At 39.2% G+C, this 18,523-nt stretch carries 15 protein-coding genes and 1 pseudogene; 7 read left to right on the top strand and 9 right to left on the bottom strand.

Annotated features, from left to right (window positions below; genetic code table 11):
• Window positions 1-48: 48 nt before the first annotated feature.
• The 9 genes and pseudogenes from AB657_RS01455 to AB657_RS01410 form a co-directional block, all read right to left on the bottom strand.
• Entirely contained in the window at window positions 49-357 is a 309-nt protein-coding gene (locus AB657_RS01455) for a hypothetical protein (protein ID WP_157491538.1), read from the bottom strand.
• Between the two features lie 53 nt (window positions 358-410).
• Window positions 411-3,085 (bottom strand): annotated as a pseudogene (locus tag AB657_RS01450) (carboxypeptidase-like regulatory domain-containing protein).
• Entirely contained in the window at window positions 3,075-3,857 is a 783-nt protein-coding gene (locus tag AB657_RS01445) for a GLPGLI family protein (RefSeq protein ID WP_047244875.1), read from the bottom strand. The pseudogene AB657_RS01450 and the gene AB657_RS01445 overlap by 11 nt, the downstream one beginning before the upstream one ends.
• A 72-nt stretch (window positions 3,858-3,929) precedes the next feature.
• Window positions 3,930-4,250, bottom strand: a complete 321-nt coding sequence (locus AB657_RS01440) for a hypothetical protein (RefSeq protein WP_047244874.1) — start codon at window positions 4,248-4,250, stop codon at window positions 3,930-3,932.
• A gap of 534 nt (window positions 4,251-4,784) precedes the next feature.
• A complete protein-coding gene (locus AB657_RS01435) occupies window positions 4,785-5,663 on the bottom strand; it encodes a pirin family protein (protein ID WP_047244873.1) in 879 nt (292 codons plus the stop codon).
• Window positions 5,664-5,731: 68 nt separating this feature from the next.
• Complete coding sequence (locus AB657_RS01430; protein WP_047244872.1) at window positions 5,732-6,325, bottom strand: Crp/Fnr family transcriptional regulator; 594 nt, start codon at window positions 6,323-6,325, stop codon at window positions 5,732-5,734.
• Between the two features lie 144 nt (window positions 6,326-6,469).
• Entirely contained in the window at window positions 6,470-8,329 is a 1,860-nt protein-coding gene (locus AB657_RS01425; RefSeq protein WP_052958592.1) for a feruloyl-CoA synthase, read from the bottom strand.
• A gap of 234 nt (window positions 8,330-8,563) precedes the next feature.
• The gene (locus AB657_RS01415) at window positions 8,564-10,363 is read right to left on the bottom strand and encodes a ribonucleoside-diphosphate reductase subunit alpha (protein WP_047244870.1); all 1,800 of its coding nucleotides are present in this window, start codon (window positions 10,361-10,363) and stop codon (window positions 8,564-8,566) included.
• Window positions 10,364-11,638 (bottom strand): ribonucleotide-diphosphate reductase subunit beta, encoded by a 1,275-nt coding sequence (locus AB657_RS01410; RefSeq protein WP_047244869.1) that lies wholly within the window; start codon window positions 11,636-11,638, stop codon window positions 10,364-10,366.
• Window positions 11,639-12,122: 484 nt separating this feature from the next.
• On the opposite strand from AB657_RS01410, the gene AB657_RS01405 reads away from it, so the two are divergent.
• From AB657_RS01405 to AB657_RS01375, 7 genes are all read left to right on the top strand, one after another.
• Entirely contained in the window at window positions 12,123-12,593 is a 471-nt protein-coding gene (locus tag AB657_RS01405) for a hypothetical protein (RefSeq protein WP_047244868.1), read from the top strand.
• A gap of 46 nt (window positions 12,594-12,639) precedes the next feature.
• Window positions 12,640-13,449, top strand: a complete 810-nt coding sequence (locus AB657_RS01400) for a universal stress protein (protein WP_047244867.1) — start codon at window positions 12,640-12,642, stop codon at window positions 13,447-13,449.
• Between the two features lie 72 nt (window positions 13,450-13,521).
• Window positions 13,522-13,740 carry a hypothetical protein gene (locus AB657_RS01395; RefSeq protein WP_047244866.1) on the top strand — a complete coding sequence of 73 codons (219 nt, stop codon included), beginning with the start codon at window positions 13,522-13,524 and terminating at the stop codon, window positions 13,738-13,740.
• Window positions 13,741-14,031: 291 nt separating this feature from the next.
• On the top strand, window positions 14,032-14,379 hold the full coding sequence (locus AB657_RS01390; protein WP_047244865.1) for a carboxymuconolactone decarboxylase family protein: 348 nt from the start codon (window positions 14,032-14,034) through the stop codon (window positions 14,377-14,379).
• Window position 14,380: 1 nt separating this feature from the next.
• Window positions 14,381-16,366, top strand: coding sequence for an ATP-dependent zinc metalloprotease FtsH (ftsH, locus tag AB657_RS01385; protein ID WP_084696359.1), 1,986 nt, complete (start codon window positions 14,381-14,383; stop codon window positions 16,364-16,366).
• Window positions 16,367-16,428: 62 nt separating this feature from the next.
• Window positions 16,429-16,803 carry a hypothetical protein gene (locus tag AB657_RS01380; RefSeq protein ID WP_047247720.1) on the top strand — a complete coding sequence of 125 codons (375 nt, stop codon included), beginning with the start codon at window positions 16,429-16,431 and terminating at the stop codon, window positions 16,801-16,803.
• A 14-nt stretch (window positions 16,804-16,817) separates the two neighbouring features.
• Entirely contained in the window at window positions 16,818-18,500 is a 1,683-nt protein-coding gene (locus tag AB657_RS01375; protein WP_047244864.1) for an ABC1 kinase family protein, read from the top strand.
• Window positions 18,501-18,523 lie beyond the last annotated feature (23 nt).

The following is an 18,523-nucleotide window of genomic DNA, read 5'->3' as shown; positions in this document are numbered from 1 at the left end:
GGCCATTGCCTATGGTACTATCATATTAAAATAGCACAGTTCTCCCCATCAAGAAATGGCTATTGTGATTGTGAGTAAAATGCTGATCAATGTTGCGACAGATAGTCCCTTGATCAAATCCTTTCTTTTTCTAATGCACGAAAGAATTAACAAAGGCACCGGATAAATAAATAATACCCCAAGAATAATGGCATATACATCGTTGGCCATAAAATGAAGTATGCTCAATATTTCACCTTTCACCTCCGTGTCTTTTGCTATAATCATACCTACAACAAATACGTATATGAGTATTAAAAGGATATAACCATAGGTATATTGAATTCTATTCTTTTCATCTATACTCGTTTTAATCAAACATAACTTATTGACATACAAATTATTAAAATACATTTTTTTCTATTCCAATATCAAAATCTGTATTCCATTTTTACAAGTACAAACCTTGGCAACAATCTATATTCTGTCGTTGATGTTCCAATATCGCTGACCGAAAAGTTTCTGAACCTTTCGGTATTGAAGAGGTTTTTACCTGTAAGCCCTAAAGTCAGTTTGTTCTCAATGAGTTTATATTTAGCATCAAAGTCCAAAAAATAATAAGTATTATCGGCTTGTAGATTGCCAAAATAGTAACGTTCTGACTGTACTTGAACATCAAACTTTTTATTAAAAACGAAAGACAAGTCCAAAAAGCTAATGTTGTCGGTAAAAGAATTATTTATGGTCGTTTCTATTTCTGTGGTTGTCCATTTTGTGCCTATATGGTAGTTAAAGATACCTTTAAACCCAGAGCGCATTTCCAATCCATAATTGTAATTTTTGGATGTGACTATACGAAAGTCAGAGCTATTTACGATATTCTTAAATTCGCTTTGCGCATAGCCTACATCCAATTTTAGATTTGAGGATATAAACTTAAAATAGTAATCGAGTTTTGAATTGATGTTAACGAATTCACGGTCTTCGATCAGAATTTTTTCTGCTTGGGCGTAGTTTTGCGCAATCAAGGTGTTGGTAGAGAAGAAATCGTGGTTTTTGCTGTAAACTATAAATGTGTTGGCAAAAAACCTATCGCTCCAATTTCCCAGTTGATAATTAAAGAATAAACTTGAAGCATCAAGTTGATTAAAACCACCTGTACCTTTTGAAAACGAGCGAAATCCCGTTAACACATAATCGCTGTAAACATCCTGAATTTTTGCATTGGTAGTGTTATAGGAATAGGAAGTGATAATTTTGTTCTTTTCGTTTATTTCCCAGTCAAGCCCTATACTAGGGTTGATAAAGAATGGATTTTGATTGGACGAGATTTGATTGTCCTTTAATTGGTTAAAGAGTTGATGAAAACCCAATTTTCCCGTAAGCCCTAAGTCTTTGATTTTTAAACGGTATTTGCTTTTGAAATATAAGTCGTTTACTTGATAATTAGTTTCATTTTGGTAACCGTTGGGCCGTTCTAAAAGAGTTTCATCTTCCAATAATGAAAACGTAGTGGATAATTCATCCTTTCTATATTCATTTCCTAATTGAAGTTCCAACAAGTCCCCATTTTTCTTACGGTCCAGTAAGTGGGCATTGATGCCCGCAAACTGCATTTGGTTCTCGCTCAATTGCGTAACGTTGTTTGCATTTTCACTATCGGGAAACAAATCTTGGTAAAAGAATTGATTTAAACGATAGTTTTGAGGTGTTTGTTCATCAATGAATCTCCCAGTCAATAAAAAAACCTTTTTATCTTTAAATTTATTGGTGTAGCTTATCTTCTGGTCAAAAAGCGTGTTTTGGTGCTGTAAATTTTTAATGGTAGAATTGCCATTGAACACTAAGTTAGAGCCATCGTTAAAATCGCCATTGTTATATTTTGTTGTGGCTTCTAGCATTTTGGTTTTAGAGATGTTGTAGATAACATCTAGCTTACCAAAAGCCATTCTTTTTTTGTTACGTAATTCATAATTTTCTGTATTCGTGAAATTTGTTCCATTGACGTCTACAACATCCATGCTGTTTCTATAAAAATCGGTCTCGTCCCAATTAAAAAAGCCAAGCGTTTTTATTTTCAGTTTTTCCGTTGGATTAAAAATGGCGTTGAGCGAAACCAGTTCAGCATTGTTAAAATTGGTTCTACTCCGTTTAAAATTAAGTTGGTTTGGCGATAGGCTTAAAATAGAATTGACGCTTTGATTGTCGCCTATGCTTGCTGGTTCATCTCTATTTCTAAATGGACGAACTAAGTTTTCAATATCACCTGTGGCATCGTAGCCTATATTGTTGAGATTGGTCAAAAAGTAGTATTTGTTCTTTTTTCCAAAATTTGCCAAGTTCAATTTTGCCACGTAATTGTTTTCTAAAACTGTACTGTAGCCAACATTAATACTACCAAACCATATACGTTTAAACTTTTTTTTTAATTTTAAATTTAGTGCGACTTTATCACTTTGCTCTATATCTTTCAAAAGCCTGTTATTAGAGTATTTGTTTAAAACTTCTATTTTATCGACAGGATACGAAGGCATATTTTTGGAAAGTATTTTACAACCTCTATCAAATAGGTCATCGCCGTCCACCATTAATTTCTCGATTTCCTGATTTCCTACTTTGATTGTGCCATTATTGTCAATTGAAATACCTGGAATTTTTTTTAATAAATCTTCAACTGTTTCCTCATTACCTACAGTAAAATATTTTGCATTGAAAACTATCGTGTCCTTTTTAACTTTAATGGGTTTATCAGCTGTGACAATTACTTCATCTAGCGTAAAAGCCTTTTCATTTAAAACCACGTTTTGGATAATTTTTGATTCCGAGTTTTCAACGTTGATTTCTATCGTTTTAGTCTCATAGCCCATCTTAGAAAATGATAAAGTATAAACACCATTTTCCTCTATTTTAATGTCATAATTTCCTACCTCATTAGAATAAGAATAACTAATCACGGATGAATGATTAACTTTTTTATGGTAACATTTACATAAGGCATCACTTTTTGATTATCATCCTTGATGATTCCTTTTATTATTGTTTGAGACCAACAAATTTTAAAACTTGATAAAATTAATGCTATTACTAATAGTAATTTATTGCTCATTCTTAAATAGTTCAATTTCTTCCCTGCAATCATCACAATCTTCATCATAAACAAGAGGGCCATAACCTTTTGGAAGTCTGCTTGAAAGTTTTGCAAAATCTTCTTTTATTAATTCTACCTTCTTTTTCAAATATTGTTTAATAGTTAAGGCTTCTTGAAATTTCAATAAATCAACTTTTATCTCACATTTATCTTGCTTTTCAATTTCTACTTTTTTTGCAACTATATGGAAAACTTTATCCTTATCGCAAACTTCAAGAATAAGTCCTGGTAAGCCTTGAAATTTCCAAGGTCCAAATGGAACAGATATTTCATTTGTAAACCAAGCTGTGTATTCCCTACCTCTAAACTTTATGTTAGCTTTTTGACAATTAAAAGCACCTATTTTCCTTACTTCATCTTTTAAGTCCCATCTCCAAGCTAATGAGTCTTCTTTGACAAATAGTTCTTTATCAAACCAAACTTGCATAAAATGAAAACTTTCTCTATCATTATAAAAAAATTCTGGATTAAGGTTATTTCTCGGGATTTCCCTAATTAATTCTTGACCTTCGTCTTTATTAGTCTGTTCTATTTTCTCTTTTTTCTCGGTAATGTTTGTTTCTTTATATATTGATTCATCATTATTAAATCTTAAAATAAAGTCTCGAGAAAAATCTCGAGAAAAATGTGTGGATTGAACATACTCAACTTCTCCACAAGTTTTTAATTCTTGTGCTTTTATTATAGTACTTAGAAGGCATATGGCTATAAATAAAATAGTTTTTTTCATTATATTTTGTTTTAAATACCTGTATTTACCTTAAAGATAAATACAGGCATAATTTGACTAAATAAATGGCTATTATCGCTTAGGTGTAATAACAACTTCGTCTAAACATTCACCATAAGTCCAAGCTGTACATCCAACTTTAACTCCATTTCTGTAAGTACAGGTTCTCCATCTACAAGGACGATCTTCACCAGATATGTTTTCAAGCTGGATTTTACTTGTAAAAGATAAATCATCAAAAGATTGACCCTCATAAGTTGAGCTCAAACTCTTCTGAATTTGAACATTTTCAACTTGTTTTACATCATTTTTAATTTCAGATGTTACTTCTGTGTTTGCAAAAGCAAACGTTCCCGCTAACACAAAGGCAAAAGCAAAAAATACATTTTTCATAGTATTCTAAATTTTAAGGTTATGCCTACTTTCAGAATTTTAAGTCGCTGTTTCAGCTTTGTCTCACCGGGCAATTTCCAAGTATTCACTTTATTAGAGTCAAATTCAGTGTTTATATCGTATTCTGTAAGTCGGATGGTCATAAATTACTCTCTTCAGTGACCAAATGAACAATAACCCATTCATATACAATGCTTTAAAAATATAAATTCCTACAAAATTTTCTTACAGAATAGCAGAATACCTCCTAAAAGCTATCTATTATGTCCACCGTTTAGAGGCTATTTTTTCAACTATACCATGCTTAATCACTTGAAAGCAACAACACCCGTATTACTGTTCTTAAAAACATAAGTTCAATATTCATACATAGTTCCGAACAAAAGAACGATTCAAAGAAATCCAAAATATTGCCCAATGCTATCCCACAAAAAAAAGCGCAGGTCTTGATCTCTCAAAAACCTACGCATTTCTATTTTACTTAGCAGCCCTTCCCTTACGGTAACAGCCTGTTTGCCATACCCTTTTTTATCATTAATCTTCTAAATAGCCAAATTTGCCATTATTAAAATCTTCAAAAGCTTCTTTCAACTCTTCACGTGTATTCATCACAAAAGGGCCGTGGGCCGCTATGGGTTCATTTAGGGGTGCACCGCTCAACACCAATACCACCGCTGTATCGCTTGCCTCTATTTTAAAAGTTTCTCCATCGTTGGCCATAAGGGCCATATGGTCCGTGGGGACCTCTTCTTCACCATTGATCATAATATCGCCTTCCAATACCAGCAAAGCGGTGTTATAATGGACCGGAAAGCTAAAAGTAGCTTTGCCTCCTTTGTTCAACTTGGCATTGAACATATGGATCGGGGTAAAGGTAGCGGCCACCCCTTTTGTATCTTCAAAAGCACCCGCAATTACCTCTATATGTCCCGCATTGTTCGCCAATTGATGGCGGGCAATATCGCTATTTTTGATCGCTTGGTACTTTGGGGCACTCATCTTATCCTTTTTGGGTAGGTTTACCCATAACTGTACCATCTGAAAGTCTCCTCCGGTCTTGCTCCATTCCTCTTCATGGTATTCTTTGTGCAATACCCCACTTGCCGCAGTCATCCACTGTACGTCCCCTTCTCCGATCACACCGCCTCCTCCACTACTGTCGTGGTGTGCCACCCTACCTTTATAGGCGATGGTAACCGTCTCGAACCCCCTGTGAGGGTGTACCCCTACTCCTTTGGGTGTGGGGGAAGGTGGAAATTTATAGGTGGCATTATAATCCAATAGTATAAACGGATTCATCCGTTGCATATCCATCCGATACCCGCTCGGAATAAAATTATGTACCCTAAAACCATCACCTACAAAATGAGGTTCTCTTGGGGCCGCAACCAATTCTACTGTTCTAGTTTTCATATCCTTATCATTTTATACCCCAAAAATACGGTACAACTTTTGGGTATGCATTGATGTATGATAAGAAGCTACCGCTTACTGTTTTTACGGGCCAATTCTTTGCGTACCCTGCTTAAGCTTTCGGGGGTAATGCCCAAATATGACGCTATCATTGCCTGCGGAACCCTTAAGAGTATATCGGGGTACATGGCCACGAACTGTAAATAACGGTCTTCGGCAACGGCACTCAACAATAGATTTATACGATGCTGCTGTTGCCGTATGTGATTGTGGAGCAATCTATTATTAAATTCGGTGAATTTGGGAATTTTCTGTGATAGCCGCTGTATAAAGTCATCGTCTATCAGCACCACATGACTGTCTTCCAAGGCCTGTATATAATAAGCCGAAGGTTGGTTGAAATAGGCACTTTCACGATCGGTCACAAACCAATTTTCGGGTGCAAAGGATAAAATATGCTCCTTGCCACGCTCATCAATGGAATATTGGCGCAACAACCCCTTTTCAACAAAGAACGTATGCCTGCAATGCTCTCCCTTTTGCAATAGAAAGGTCTCTTTATTTACCTGCATTACCCTGCAATTGGCCACCAACGAGTCTATTTCTTCCTCGTCTACATCTAGGTTAGAGGTCAAAAATGTCTTTAGGTGAAGACCGTTCATGTGAATAGTTATATTTTTTTGTTACCAGGCCTATAAAACGCCGTTCGTTGTCGCTATTAAAAATAGGTATTTTATAGTTGTACTACCCTAGTTGCCTATCGCCCTTGTACCTATGGACGAATAATATATTAATGATCCGGCCGATCAGTGTTGGGCCTCCAACACACCCGGCAACAGCGTTTCACTATATATTTTCTCTACATATACCTTTCTATGGGTTAAAATGGAGGCTTGGTTTATAGAACCTTTGTCCGTCACCTCGCCCTTATCGGTAGATAGTTCAAAATCGGCAAATAACGCGCGTTTTATCTTGGTAGAGCTTCCGGTACTATTTTTGCCCATAGTATCCAGCAATTGTTGTAAAAATATTTCTATCTCTTTGCAACAGATCAGTTTCTCCAACGGCAGCTCCTCACCATTATTGACCAATTTTTTACAGCCATGGAAATCGGGAATCAATATGGCACCCAGGTAATCTTTACCGTGGCCGGTGATCACGGCATCTTTAATAACCCCTTGGCCCATGGTAATGAGATGAGACCTTAAAATGCCCACGTTTACCCATGTGCCCGTGCTCAGTTTAAAATTTTCGGTAATTCTGCCGTTAAAGAGCAATCCTGCATTGGCGTCGGCATCATCTACAAATTTTAGGGCATCCCCGGTTTTATAAAATCCCTCTTCATCAAAGGCAGCATTGGTGGCTTCATGGTTTCTCCAATAACCGGGCGTTAAATTACCGCCCTTGAACCTTGCTTCGTACTTATCGCCGTGGGGAACCAGCTTTAGATCTAAACCGGGAACGGGAACATCCAAGGCCCCTGACATGCTCTGGTACCGTATATTGAACATCACCGACGGACTTGCCTCGGTCATTCCATACCCCGAGGAAATAAGGACCTTTTTTCCAGTGGTCATCACGGCCAATTCATCTAACCTGTCCCATACATGCTGCTCCATACTGGCTCCGCCATAAAAAAGCATTTTCAATCTTGAGAAGAACAGTTCCCTGAGTTCCGTATCTTCCTGTAAATGTGGTAATAGCTCTTCAAAACCTTTAGGTACATTGAAGTAAACCGTTGGCGCAAAATCCTTTAGGTTTTTTATAGTCTCTTTAACCCCTTGCGGTGTTGGATTGCCTTCATCTATGTACAACGTACCCCCATTGTGAAGTACCAATCCAAAATTATGGTTGCCGCCAAAGGTATGGTTCCATGGTAGCCAATCTATTAACTGCAGGCCGCCATCCTTAAAAAAGGGAAATATTTGGGTAATCTGCTGCCAGTTGGTGGTAATATTGCCATGGGTGTTTATTACCCCTTTGGGAAGCCCCGTAGACCCCGAGGTAAACAGAATTTTTGCAATGGTATCCTTTCCGATTTTCTTGTTCGCGGCCTCTACATCTTTAGAGACCGGGGTGTCTAAAATAGTTTCGAAGCTGGTGGCACCCGGTAAGGTATTGCTTACGGTTATTAATGGTATAGTTGGTGTTACGGCTTGTATCGCTTTTTCAAAAACAGCCCCGTCCTGCACAAAAATAAGACCTGGGGTCAGCTTTTTTATACAATGTGACAGCTTCTCGTAACTAGTAGATTTTAATGCATATGCCGGACTGATAGGTGCATACGGTATACCCACATGCATGGCCGCCATAGACAATAGCGCGTGTTCTATACTGTTACCGGAAAGTATGGCAATGGGCCGCTCTACAGAGGCATTGCCCTGTAATATATATTGTGCCAAGTGTTGTACTTTTTCCCAAGCTTCGGCATAGGTCAGTTTTTCCCAGGTACCGTCTTTTCCCCTTTGTGCCAAAAACACCGTTTTTGGTGTTTTCTCTGCCCAATACCTTAAACGGTCGGTCATTTTTATTGGGTATGGCTCCAACGCCTCTTTGCATCTTAGGTACACGGTGCCCTCACCATCGACCTTTTTTTCTATAGCTATAGAAATGGTAGGTACCGGTACATAAGGCGTCTCCAACGCTGTTGGTCTATGCTCTTCCATGGGTTTTATTTATCGGACAAAACAATACTTCCTTTTCTATTTTGGCAATCTTTGCCATTTTCATCTTCCGCCAAAAGGGTACCGCTGCTCCAATTTTCTTAAAATACGACTTCGGCTTTTTTTGATAAATACTTTGCAGGACTAAATTTAATGGAATATTTAGTTTTTTGACCACTAATAGAAAAAAGTCCGGCGAAATGCCGGACTTTCTAATTACTCTTCCTCTTTTAGCGATTAAGCTTCGCAGCTTGCACAATCTTTCTTTTGCTTGAATTTTTGTGCAGCATTCATACTGTGTTGGTAGTAAAGTGATTTTAATCCCAACTTCCATGCGGTTACGTGGATCTTATTGATCTCTTTTACCGGCATGTCCGGATGTATGATAATATTTACGGACTGACCTTGGTCTATGTGGTTTTGCCTGTTGGCCGCCTGATAGACAATATCCATTTGGTCTATTTCAGAGTAGGTCTTAAATACCTCTTTCTCTTCATCCGTTAAGAAATCCAAGTGCTGTACAGAACCGTCAAAATCACGGATACTTCTCCATACCTCGGTGGTATTCTTTCCTTTTTTCTCTAAAAGCTCTTCCAAATAAGGGTTTCTGATCGTTGTTTTCACTTTGGCGATATCCTTTACATAGGTGTTGGACCAAATTGGCTCAATACCCTGTGATACCTGCCCTAAGATAAACGCCGATGATGTGGTCGGTGCAATGGCGTTCAACGTAGCATTGCGTCTGCCATATCCTTTTAAAACTTCTGGCTCCCCGAACCTTTTCGCCAAATCTTCGGAAGCACTGTATGATTTTTCCTTTATTGTCTTAAATATTTCACTGTTCAGGTTATAGGCTTCCTGACTGTCAAATGGCAACATTTTTGACTGTAGTAATGAGTGCCATCCCAAAACACCCAATCCTAATGCACGGTTGTCTTTCGCAAAGTTATAGGCGCGCTCCATGAACAAGAAGGTCTGACGGTCTTCGCGACTGTCCGAATCACGGTAGGCCTCCAATTTCTCACAGAATTCGGTAATTACGGCATCCAAGAAGAAAACCATGGTCTCAACGGCATCGGTATCTTTCCATTTATCGTAGTGCAATAGGTTTACGGAAGATAATACACATACGAACGACCAGTTGTCGTTGGATGGCAACATAATTTCCGTACAAAGGTTACTTGCATATATCGGAAGGTCCTTATCTCTATAAACATCGGCAGCACCGTTGTTGGCATTGTCCTTAAAGAAGATATATGGGTATCCCATTTCTCCCCTACGTTGCAATATCTTGGCCCAGATAGATCTCTTTTTAACATCACCGTCCACCATTTCCTGCATCCATTCATTGGTTACGGTTACACCGTGGGTAAGTTCTTGTATCGGGTTACCTTCGGTACCTATTTCCAAGAATTCCTCAATATCCGGATGTTCTACAGGTAAGTATGGCGAAAAACGTCCACGACGTACAGACCCTTGGCTTACGACATCTACCATAGACTCAAAAAGCTGCATAATGTGCACGGCACCCGATGCCTGACCGTTGTTTTTTACCTCGGCACCACGGTGTCTTATCTTACCAAAATACCCAGAGGTACCGCCACCAAGTTTAGACATCATACCAACTTCTGATTGGGTGTACAGAATGTTCCCCATATCATCGTCTATATGCGACCCAAAACAGCTTATGGGCAATCCTCTTTCTTTTCCAAAATTGGACCAGACAGGTGAAGCCAATGAGTAGAAACCTTCGCTCATATAACCATAAAACTTGTCTGAAAATCCTGGAATTTTTAAAATCTGCTCCGCCCTATTTGCGATTTCACGAATACGCTCCTCTGGGGTAACCCCTTTTGTAAGGTATCCTGAGGCCAAGAAATTACGGCTATGGTCGTTTAACCATTTAAAGCCTTGTTCTTCTTTCTCGCTGGCCAAGTTTTTAAGGGCTTCCTTTCTTGCTTGTACTAGTTGTTCAGAACCATTCAATACGGTTTCTTCCTGTAATTTGTTCTCTAAGTTTAATTTTGAATCGTTCATTTAAAATAAGTCGTCGCTGGTTATACTTTGTGTTCTTTTACTATAATTGATAGAGCGTTTTACGAAGAAATCGCCATGTTTTGTTCCGATGATTTCGTCATCAAACCATTCGGTCTGGGCCAATAGCCCCTCGTCTACTTCGAATATCTTATCGATACCTATACTGTTCAACGAATCGTTGAATCTCTTTTTAATAAATTCTTTCACCAATACTTTTGGCAAGAAGTCGAGTTCGCCTGCCTCAAATATCCAATCTATTATATCGCTCTCGGAAGAAAAGGCCTCTTTGCACATACCTTGGATCATGTTATGGTATTCCGCATCGAACCAATCCGGGTTTTCATCTTTTATAATATTGATGATGTCGATACCAAAATCACCATGGATCTGCTCTTCTTTTGAAGTCGCCTCCACCACATTGGAAATACCCTTCAACATATTCTTGTACTTGTTGAAAGCCATAATGATTAAGAACTGCGAAAACAACGATACGTGCTCTATAAACAAAGAGAACAATAAAATAGATTCCGAATATTCTTGATTGTCTTCACTCTTAGCATTCTTAAGGGCCGTTTCCAAATAATGCACCCTTTTCATTATAACAGGTTTCTTCTTTAAGGTCTTAAACTCTTCGTTCAGCCCCAATATCTCCAACAAGTGCGAGTACGCATCGTGGTGTCTTACCTCGCTTTCCGCAAAGGTGGCGCCTACAGAACCTATTTCTGGTTTTGGCATCTTATGGTAGATGTCTCCCCAAAAGCTTTTTACCGCTACTTCTATTTGCGAAATGGCCAACATCGTATTTTTGATGGCACTACGCTCTACATCGGTAAGGCGGGTCTTAAAGTCCTGTATATCACTGGTAAAATTAAATTCTGTGTGGATCCAGTAAGAATGTCTTATGGCAGGCACATATTCGTACAAGGCCGGATACTCGTAAGGTTTTAAATTTACACGCTTTTCAAAAATGTTCGGCTTTCTTTTTTGCGCCTGTTCGTTACGATATAATATGTACGCCTTTGCAACATCGAAAAAACCGCCTTCCATCAACTTGTTCTCCACAAAATCTTGCACCTCCTCAACCGTAGGTTTATATGCGACATCGGCTTTCTTTCTTTCCAAAAGGGCCGCATATACGTTTTTGGAAATTTGTTCCGCTTCTCCCGGACCACCCTGTTCAACAGCGGTCATAGCCTTGAGAATTGCATTTGTGATCTTGTGTAAGTGAAAGGGTTTTGTGGTAAAGTCCCTTTTAATGACTTCGGTTATTTCCATGTTAAAAAAAAGTTAATGATGTTCTTACTAAGAGAGGTATAAAGGTCAAATTTTATAGCCTTCAATGTAAGTTCATGGCCCGAAGTTTTTCAACACTTTTATCAACAATTCTAACAGACCTCTAAAAAAATGTCAATTTTAAAATCAAAAAATACAATAACAAATATTTGATTTTCAGTAATTTACAATAGACTACATAAAGACAAAAATCAGACAAAAAGAAGAAATTAATTTTCGCTCCATCTCAAGAAAATTATTTTTTCTTACAACGATAAATTGCCTCTAAAAATTTTAACATTTTTTCAACGACACCCTACAAAAGTCTTCCGTTTTTCATGCTATATAAGTCGTACAAGGGGCTATCAAAGCTTTTATTAGAATCCATAATTTAGAGATATGTTCATACCATGTTTTGAATATGATTTAGGTCATAGTATTTAATTTTTTCCCCTTCTATCTTTATTACCAACAAAATTACGATCAAATGAAAGAGTTTAGAAACAGACCCAAAGATGGTTACATTCATGAAGCTGATTGGCAAAACCTTTATTCTCTTACCGAACGTTGGAAATCTGACCTAGAATTTTACAATCAAGACCTAAAATTCTTGCATGGTTTAATTGACAAGTTTTTTATGTGGATTTCTAAAAAAGAGAACATAGATATGGTTCAAGAAATAGAGTTGGGACTACTTGACATGGATAAGCGATCTACGACATTGCTTCAAAAAGTGAACAAGCACCTACATCATTTATCTGAATTGATAGACAACCCCTTTGCCTATGATTCCCATAAATTTAGAACTGAGCACGAGCAATTGGAAGATGAACTGGAAACATTTGTAAAGGATTTTAGAAAGAATAGAAAAGAAGTTTTTAAGGTTACCGAGTATACTATAGATACCGAAGAAATGGCCCGTAAATTTCATCTATCGGAAAAATCAAATACGCCATAGAATACCAAACCATACACTACGCATTAAACACCCTACAATAGAAGAAATGAAAAAAATAATAATACCGACCGATTTTTCTAAAAATGCGGAAAAGGCCATCGACTATGCTCTTTTTCTTTTCAAGAAAGAGGTATGTACTTTTTACATTCTACATGCTTACCACAGCGTACCTTCTGCCGATAAAACCAAGTTGGGAGTCCAGGAAGACTTAAACCAATTTGTAAAAAAACTACAATCGCAACATACGGAAGGCAAACATTATTTTGAGGGTATAATGGAATCTGATTCGCTTCTTAATTTAACAAATCGTACCTTAGAAGAGAAAGGTGGGGATTATATTTTTATGGGAACCAAAGGATTATCTACACTCCGCGAAATTTTTGTTGGCAGTAACACCTTGGATCTTATTAAATACATAAATAATTGCCCTATAGTAATGGTGCCCGGCGCTTATGAGTATGCCGATTTAAGAAAAGTGGTTTTTGCTACCGATTTTAAACACACCTTTTCCGCTACAGAACTTATTCCGTTTATGGATATCGCCAAATTGTGGGACGCTACCGTAAACGTCATCCACATTAAAACCGAAGAACTTTTGACCGATGTACAAAAGACGAACAAAGAGATTTTAAGAAAAATATTAAAAGACACTAGACATTTATTTTTTGAGGTAAGACAATACGATTCTGTAGCAAACACATTAGTAGAGATAGAAAAGACCAACCGTAGTATGGGAATGATGGCCTTATTAAAAACGGAACATGGCTTTTTTAAAAAATTGACACGACAGAATATTATAAAAAGTGTAGCCTTTAACACCGAAAAACCATTAATGGTCTTACCGCAAGCTAATTAAAATGTATTTCATGATAATGTATTGTTCAGAATAAAGCATGAAATAAGTAACCTATAATAAAAAGAGAACAAGATGAAAAACTTACAAAAAATATTAAACGAAATTACACAGCTTACCACCCGTATAGAAACAGATTACCCAGAGCTCTACCGTTCTTTGGACGAAAACCCTATGACCTTACCCGTAAGCAAGTATCCACATATGGATAAAGTAGTAATGCAAGAATACCTACAAAGTCTAAAGCAATTATTAGAGCATTATATAGACGAGCACAAAGCAGAAAAACTGTAACACTTACATATATTTCTACAACATAGTATTGCCCATGCACAGCCTATAGCCCATATATATTAAAATACCATACGGTTTCTACATTTTGTCGTATAAACCGCATTACAACAAACGGCATTCCCTAGACTGTGTGGTGATGCCCTACTCCAGTTTGTAACGGATTATTGTAAATTCTTTTGGTCTACTGATTTTAATCATATGACAACTTTTTGATTTAAGATAGTTTTGAAAGGCTTTTCGAATACATCGAAAGATGTTTGAAAGGTAAACCTATCTTAAAGACGTTGCGCCATGATCAAAGACTATTCTAAACACTATAACGACCTAACAAGATTAATAAAGGAACTGGGAGCCAACATCCCCGAAACCATCGGTAGTTTCAACAAGCTGCATAAGGCCAGTACCGCCGAGGGGGCGCTTTCCTCAAAAACAAAGGAACTTATTGCATTGGGCATTGCCATTACGGTACGCTGTGATGGTTGTATCACCTTTCATGTCCACGATGCCATAAAAGCAGGCGCCAGTTCTGCAGAGATAATAGAGACCATTGGCGTAGCCGTAATGATGGGCGGTGGGCCCGCCCTCATTTACGGCTGTGAAGCCTTGGAGGCGTTGAACCAATTTATCGTATTGGAATAGTATGGAACAGAAAAAGAACAACGATACACCAAAAGACCAAAAACAAAGATTTCCTTCCGGAGGATTCAATTACAGTTGGATCTACTTGTTGTTTTTTGGTTTTTTATTGGCATTTTCATTTTTTTCAAGTCCGATTTCGGGAGTGAAAGAAGTCAGTTGGACCTTTTTACAAGATTCCCTTCTGACCCAAAATAAAATTTCAAAAATAATAGTCGTTAACAGAGAGTTTGCCGAGATCTATACAAAAAAAAGTACGACCGACACCCAGAATTCCGAAGATACCGACTCCGGTCTTTTCAGTACTATTGAAAGCCCCCAATACCGAATGACCATTGGTTCCGTAGAGAATTTTGAAAGCAAGTTGGAAAAAGCGCAAAGCAACTTTTCCTCTACGGAGAAAATAGATATAGAGTACCAAAACCGCACCAGTTGGCTCACGGCCATATCCTGGATCCTGCCGATAGCCATCCTAATTTTATTCTGGTTATACATGTTCAAACGAATGGGAAACGGCGGAGGCGTGGGCGGATCCATGATGAATATCGGCAAATCTACTGCCAAGTTAGTGGACAAGGGCACTACAAGTGCTGTTACCTTTGATGATGTAGCAGGTTTAAAAGAAGCCAAGACCGAGGTTATGGAGGTTGTCGATTTTCTAAAACATCCTGAAACGTACACCAAATTAGGTGCCAAAATTCCGAAAGGCATTATGCTCGTAGGTCCTCCAGGAACAGGAAAGACCCTGATTGCCAAGGCCGTGGCCGGGGAAGCACAGGTGCCTTTCTTTACCATGTCGGGATCCGAATTTGTTGAAATGTTCGTAGGTGTCGGTGCCTCAAGAGTGCGAGACCTGTTTAAACGAGCCAAAGAAAAGACACCCAGTATCGTTTTTATCGATGAAATAGATGCCATAGGCCGCTCCCGTGGCAAGGGCAACTCATTTCAGACCAACGACGAACGCGAAAGCACCTTGAACCAGCTGTTGACGGAATTGGATGGTTTTGGCCCCAATACGGGCGTTATCGTATTGGCCGCCACCAACCGGCCCGATATATTGGACAAAGCCCTTTTAAGGCCTGGTAGGTTCGACCGCCATATTTACCTAGAACTGCCTACCAAAGAAGAGCGCGAAGAAATATTCAAGGTGCACCTTAGCCCCCTTAAACTTGCCAAGGATGTGGATGTTACGGCCTTGGCCAAGTTGAGTCCCGGTTTTTCAGGGGCCGATATCGCCAACATCTGCAACGAAGCCGCCTTGATAGCGGCCCGAAAGAAAAAAGACCTTGTACATTTTCGTGATTTTATGGCGGCCAGGGACCGTATCGTGGGAGGCATGGAGCGGAAGAGCAAAATTATATCCCAAAAGGAAAAAGAAACCGTCGCCCATCATGAAGCCGGACATGCCGTGGTAAGCTGGTACCTGAAAAATGTCGATTCCCTGGTAAAGGTCTCCGTTATTCCACGGGGCAAATCGCTCGGTGCCGCCTGGTATTTGCCCGAAGAAAGGCAAATTGTGACCAAATCACAGTTTATGGACCAAATGTGCGCTTCGCTGGGCGGGCGGGCCGCAGAGGAAATCGTATTTAACGAGATTTCTTCCGGAGCCTTGGACGACCTTGAGAAAACGACCAAGCAGGCCTACGCTATGGTATCGTACTACGGACTAAATAAAAAGGTTGGCCCGCTTAGTTTTTACGACTCTTCTGGACAAAACGACCGGATCATCGGTAAGCCCTACAGTGAATCTATGGCGCAACTGATAGACACCGAAGTACAGGCCACCGTTAACACGGCCTATGAAAGGACCAAGGCCCTGTTGCTATCACATAGGGAAGAACTGGATGAGCTGGCCCAACATCTGCTGCAGCATGAAGTGGCCGAGAAAGAAGATTTGGAAAGGATTTTGGGAAAAAGAGGGACACATACGACCGAGAAAAACAACAAGCATGACGACCCCCAATTATCCATCATCAATAACGAAGTATAATTTCACCCATGTATTGGGCGCTTGACAAAAAAATAATAGTAACCCTAATAAATAGTCATATTATGGAAACAACGGTTATCAACAATTCCGATTTACATTTTGAACATAAGCTATGGGAGTCTGAACTTTCTTTTTGGAACGATGAGCTCAAGTCTTTCAAAAACAGGTTAAGCGAACTTGTGACACGCTGGACAGACAAAGAGGTTCTTGCCCAATTGGAACATTTTCAAAACCAGTTTATAATCCATGGTAATGTCATCGCTGAAATACAGGAAACCATCAACAAGCACGAAATGAACATTTCGCAGCACAGCGAATCTATGGATGTTCCCATGGTAAAAACCCATACGGATATTCGTGAAAAAATGGAGACCCAAAGACAAATTTACGCTGACCTGAAAAAAGATTTCTTTCAGTTTCTGTCCAAATACATGTAACAACACTTTTGGTCATGATCACATTTAAGATTCCGAAACAAAAAGAGATCAAAAGGTATGCAACCGTGTTCAACGTCCTTGCCAAATATGGTTTTGAGGACGTTTTGGTAAATAGCGGCATTGCCAAGGTGATTCCGAAAAGTTACTTGGGCGGGCACCCGGACACCAAAAAGAACCTTTCCCTATCTACCTACGAACGTATTCGTATGGTGCTCGAAGAACTGGGGCCAACCTATGTAAAACTGGGGCAAGTATTTAGCAACAGGGAAGACATGCTTCCTCCCGAACTCGTAAAAGAACTTGAGAAGTTGCAGGACCATGCCCCCAACCTAAAAAACTTTGATGTACAAAAGGCCATTGAGACGGAACTGAACAGAGCCCCATCCGATTGTTTTCAGTCCATCGAGCCCGAACCCTTGGCCGCAGCCTCTTTGGCGCAGGTACACCGGGCAAGATTGTTAAATGGAGAAGACGTAGTGCTCAAGATCCAACGGCCCCATATAGACGAAGTTATAGAAAGTGACCTATTAATCATGAAACAAGTAGCCAAGGCACTAGAGAAACACAGTGTACAGGCACAAGCTTTTCAACCGGTTCGCATTATCGACTCCTTTGAACAAAGCATCGGAGAAGAACTGCAGTTTTTACGGGAAATGGGCAATGCGGAAAAATTTGCCAAGAACTTTGAAGGTAATGACATGATCTATGTTCCAAAAGTCTACCGTAAATTTTCTACGAACCGCCTGATCTGTATGGAATATATCGATGGCATCAAAGTATCGGAAACCGATCAGCTCAGGGCAGTCAACATAGACCCTTCTGCCGTAGCAAAGTTCGGTGTAGACCTATATCTGGCCCAAATTCTGGAACATGGCTTTTTTCATGCCGACCCGCATCCAGGAAATATTTTTGTAATTCCCGATGAGGCGCAGATCTGTTTTTTGGATTTTGGAATGATGGGCACCGTATTACCCAACGACAAAGAAGCCCTTGGCGACCTACTACTCTATTTCTTGCGCAAAGACGTCAATAAAATCATCAATCTACTTGAGAAAATTGCCGTAAAAACGGATATCCCCGACCAAAAAAAACTGGAACAGGATCTATATGAACTTGTAGAGGGCGTAAGTAACACCACCATTCAAAACATAAAAGTAGGTACCATCCTTAACCGGTTTAAAACCGTACTGTACGAGAATAAAATTATTCTGCCCCACTATATGTATATGTTGATCAGGGGCATTATAATCATAGAGGGCGTAGGAAGAAGACTGGACCCGGAATTCAATATAACAGCCAATCTAGAGCCTTATACCTCAAAGATTATCAGTAAAAGATTTAGTTTAAAACGACTGTTCAAAAAGAACTTTAACCGGCTTCAAGACCTTAATAATTTGGTAGATACCCTGCCCGACGACATTAACAGCATCCTTAAAAAAATAAAGGACGGCAAGCTGGTCGTGGTACACGAGCACAAGGGACTCAAAGAATTTCAGAACGCCACGAGCAAGTCGGTCAACCGCTTGGTATTTGCTGTAATCATTGCGGCCTTGTCCATTGGATCATCGATTTTGGTCATGGCGCAGATGCCGCCCTTGATCAACGGTATTCCCTTATTGGGCGCCATCGGTTTTGTATTGTCGGCCATCTTGGGGTTTTACATTGTAATATCCATCTTTAGAAACGATCAATTTTAAGAAACGACCACCAACAACCTAAC

This window comes from Maribacter thermophilus, assembly GCF_001020565.1.
In the GTDB taxonomy this organism is placed as follows: domain Bacteria; phylum Bacteroidota; class Bacteroidia; order Flavobacteriales; family Flavobacteriaceae; genus Maribacter; species Maribacter thermophilus.
Note: the sequence above shows the minus strand (reverse complement) of the source record. Positions and strands in the feature narration are given on the sequence as shown.

Bases quoted from the DNA above. Each gene is read 5' to 3' on its own strand.
- AB657_RS01445 (WP_047244875.1), bottom strand. From the start codon at position 3,857: ATGAAAAAAACTATTTTATTTATAGCCATATGCCTTCTAAGTACTATA.
- AB657_RS01440 (WP_047244874.1), bottom strand. From the start codon at position 4,250: ATGAAAAATGTATTTTTTGCTTTTGCCTTTGTGTTAGCGGGAACGTTT.
- AB657_RS01435 (WP_047244873.1), bottom strand. From the start codon at position 5,663: ATGAAAACTAGAACAGTAGAATTGGTTGCGGCCCCAAGAGAACCTCAT.
- AB657_RS01430 (WP_047244872.1), bottom strand. From the start codon at position 6,325: ATGAACGGTCTTCACCTAAAGACATTTTTGACCTCTAACCTAGATGTA.
- AB657_RS01425 (WP_052958592.1), bottom strand. From the start codon at position 8,329: ATGGAAGAGCATAGACCAACAGCGTTGGAGACGCCTTATGTACCGGTA.
- AB657_RS01415 (WP_047244870.1), bottom strand. From the start codon at position 10,363: ATGAACGATTCAAAATTAAACTTAGAGAACAAATTACAGGAAGAAACC.
- AB657_RS01410 (WP_047244869.1), bottom strand. From the start codon at position 11,638: ATGGAAATAACCGAAGTCATTAAAAGGGACTTTACCACAAAACCCTTT.
- AB657_RS01405 (WP_047244868.1), top strand. From the start codon at position 12,123: ATGAAAGAGTTTAGAAACAGACCCAAAGATGGTTACATTCATGAAGCT.
- AB657_RS01400 (WP_047244867.1), top strand. From the start codon at position 12,640: ATGAAAAAAATAATAATACCGACCGATTTTTCTAAAAATGCGGAAAAG.
- AB657_RS01395 (WP_047244866.1), top strand. From the start codon at position 13,522: ATGAAAAACTTACAAAAAATATTAAACGAAATTACACAGCTTACCACC.
- AB657_RS01390 (WP_047244865.1), top strand. From the start codon at position 14,032: ATGATCAAAGACTATTCTAAACACTATAACGACCTAACAAGATTAATA.
- ftsH (WP_084696359.1), top strand. From the start codon at position 14,381: ATGGAACAGAAAAAGAACAACGATACACCAAAAGACCAAAAACAAAGA.
- AB657_RS01380 (WP_047247720.1), top strand. From the start codon at position 16,429: ATGGAAACAACGGTTATCAACAATTCCGATTTACATTTTGAACATAAG.
- AB657_RS01375 (WP_047244864.1), top strand. From the start codon at position 16,818: ATGATCACATTTAAGATTCCGAAACAAAAAGAGATCAAAAGGTATGCA.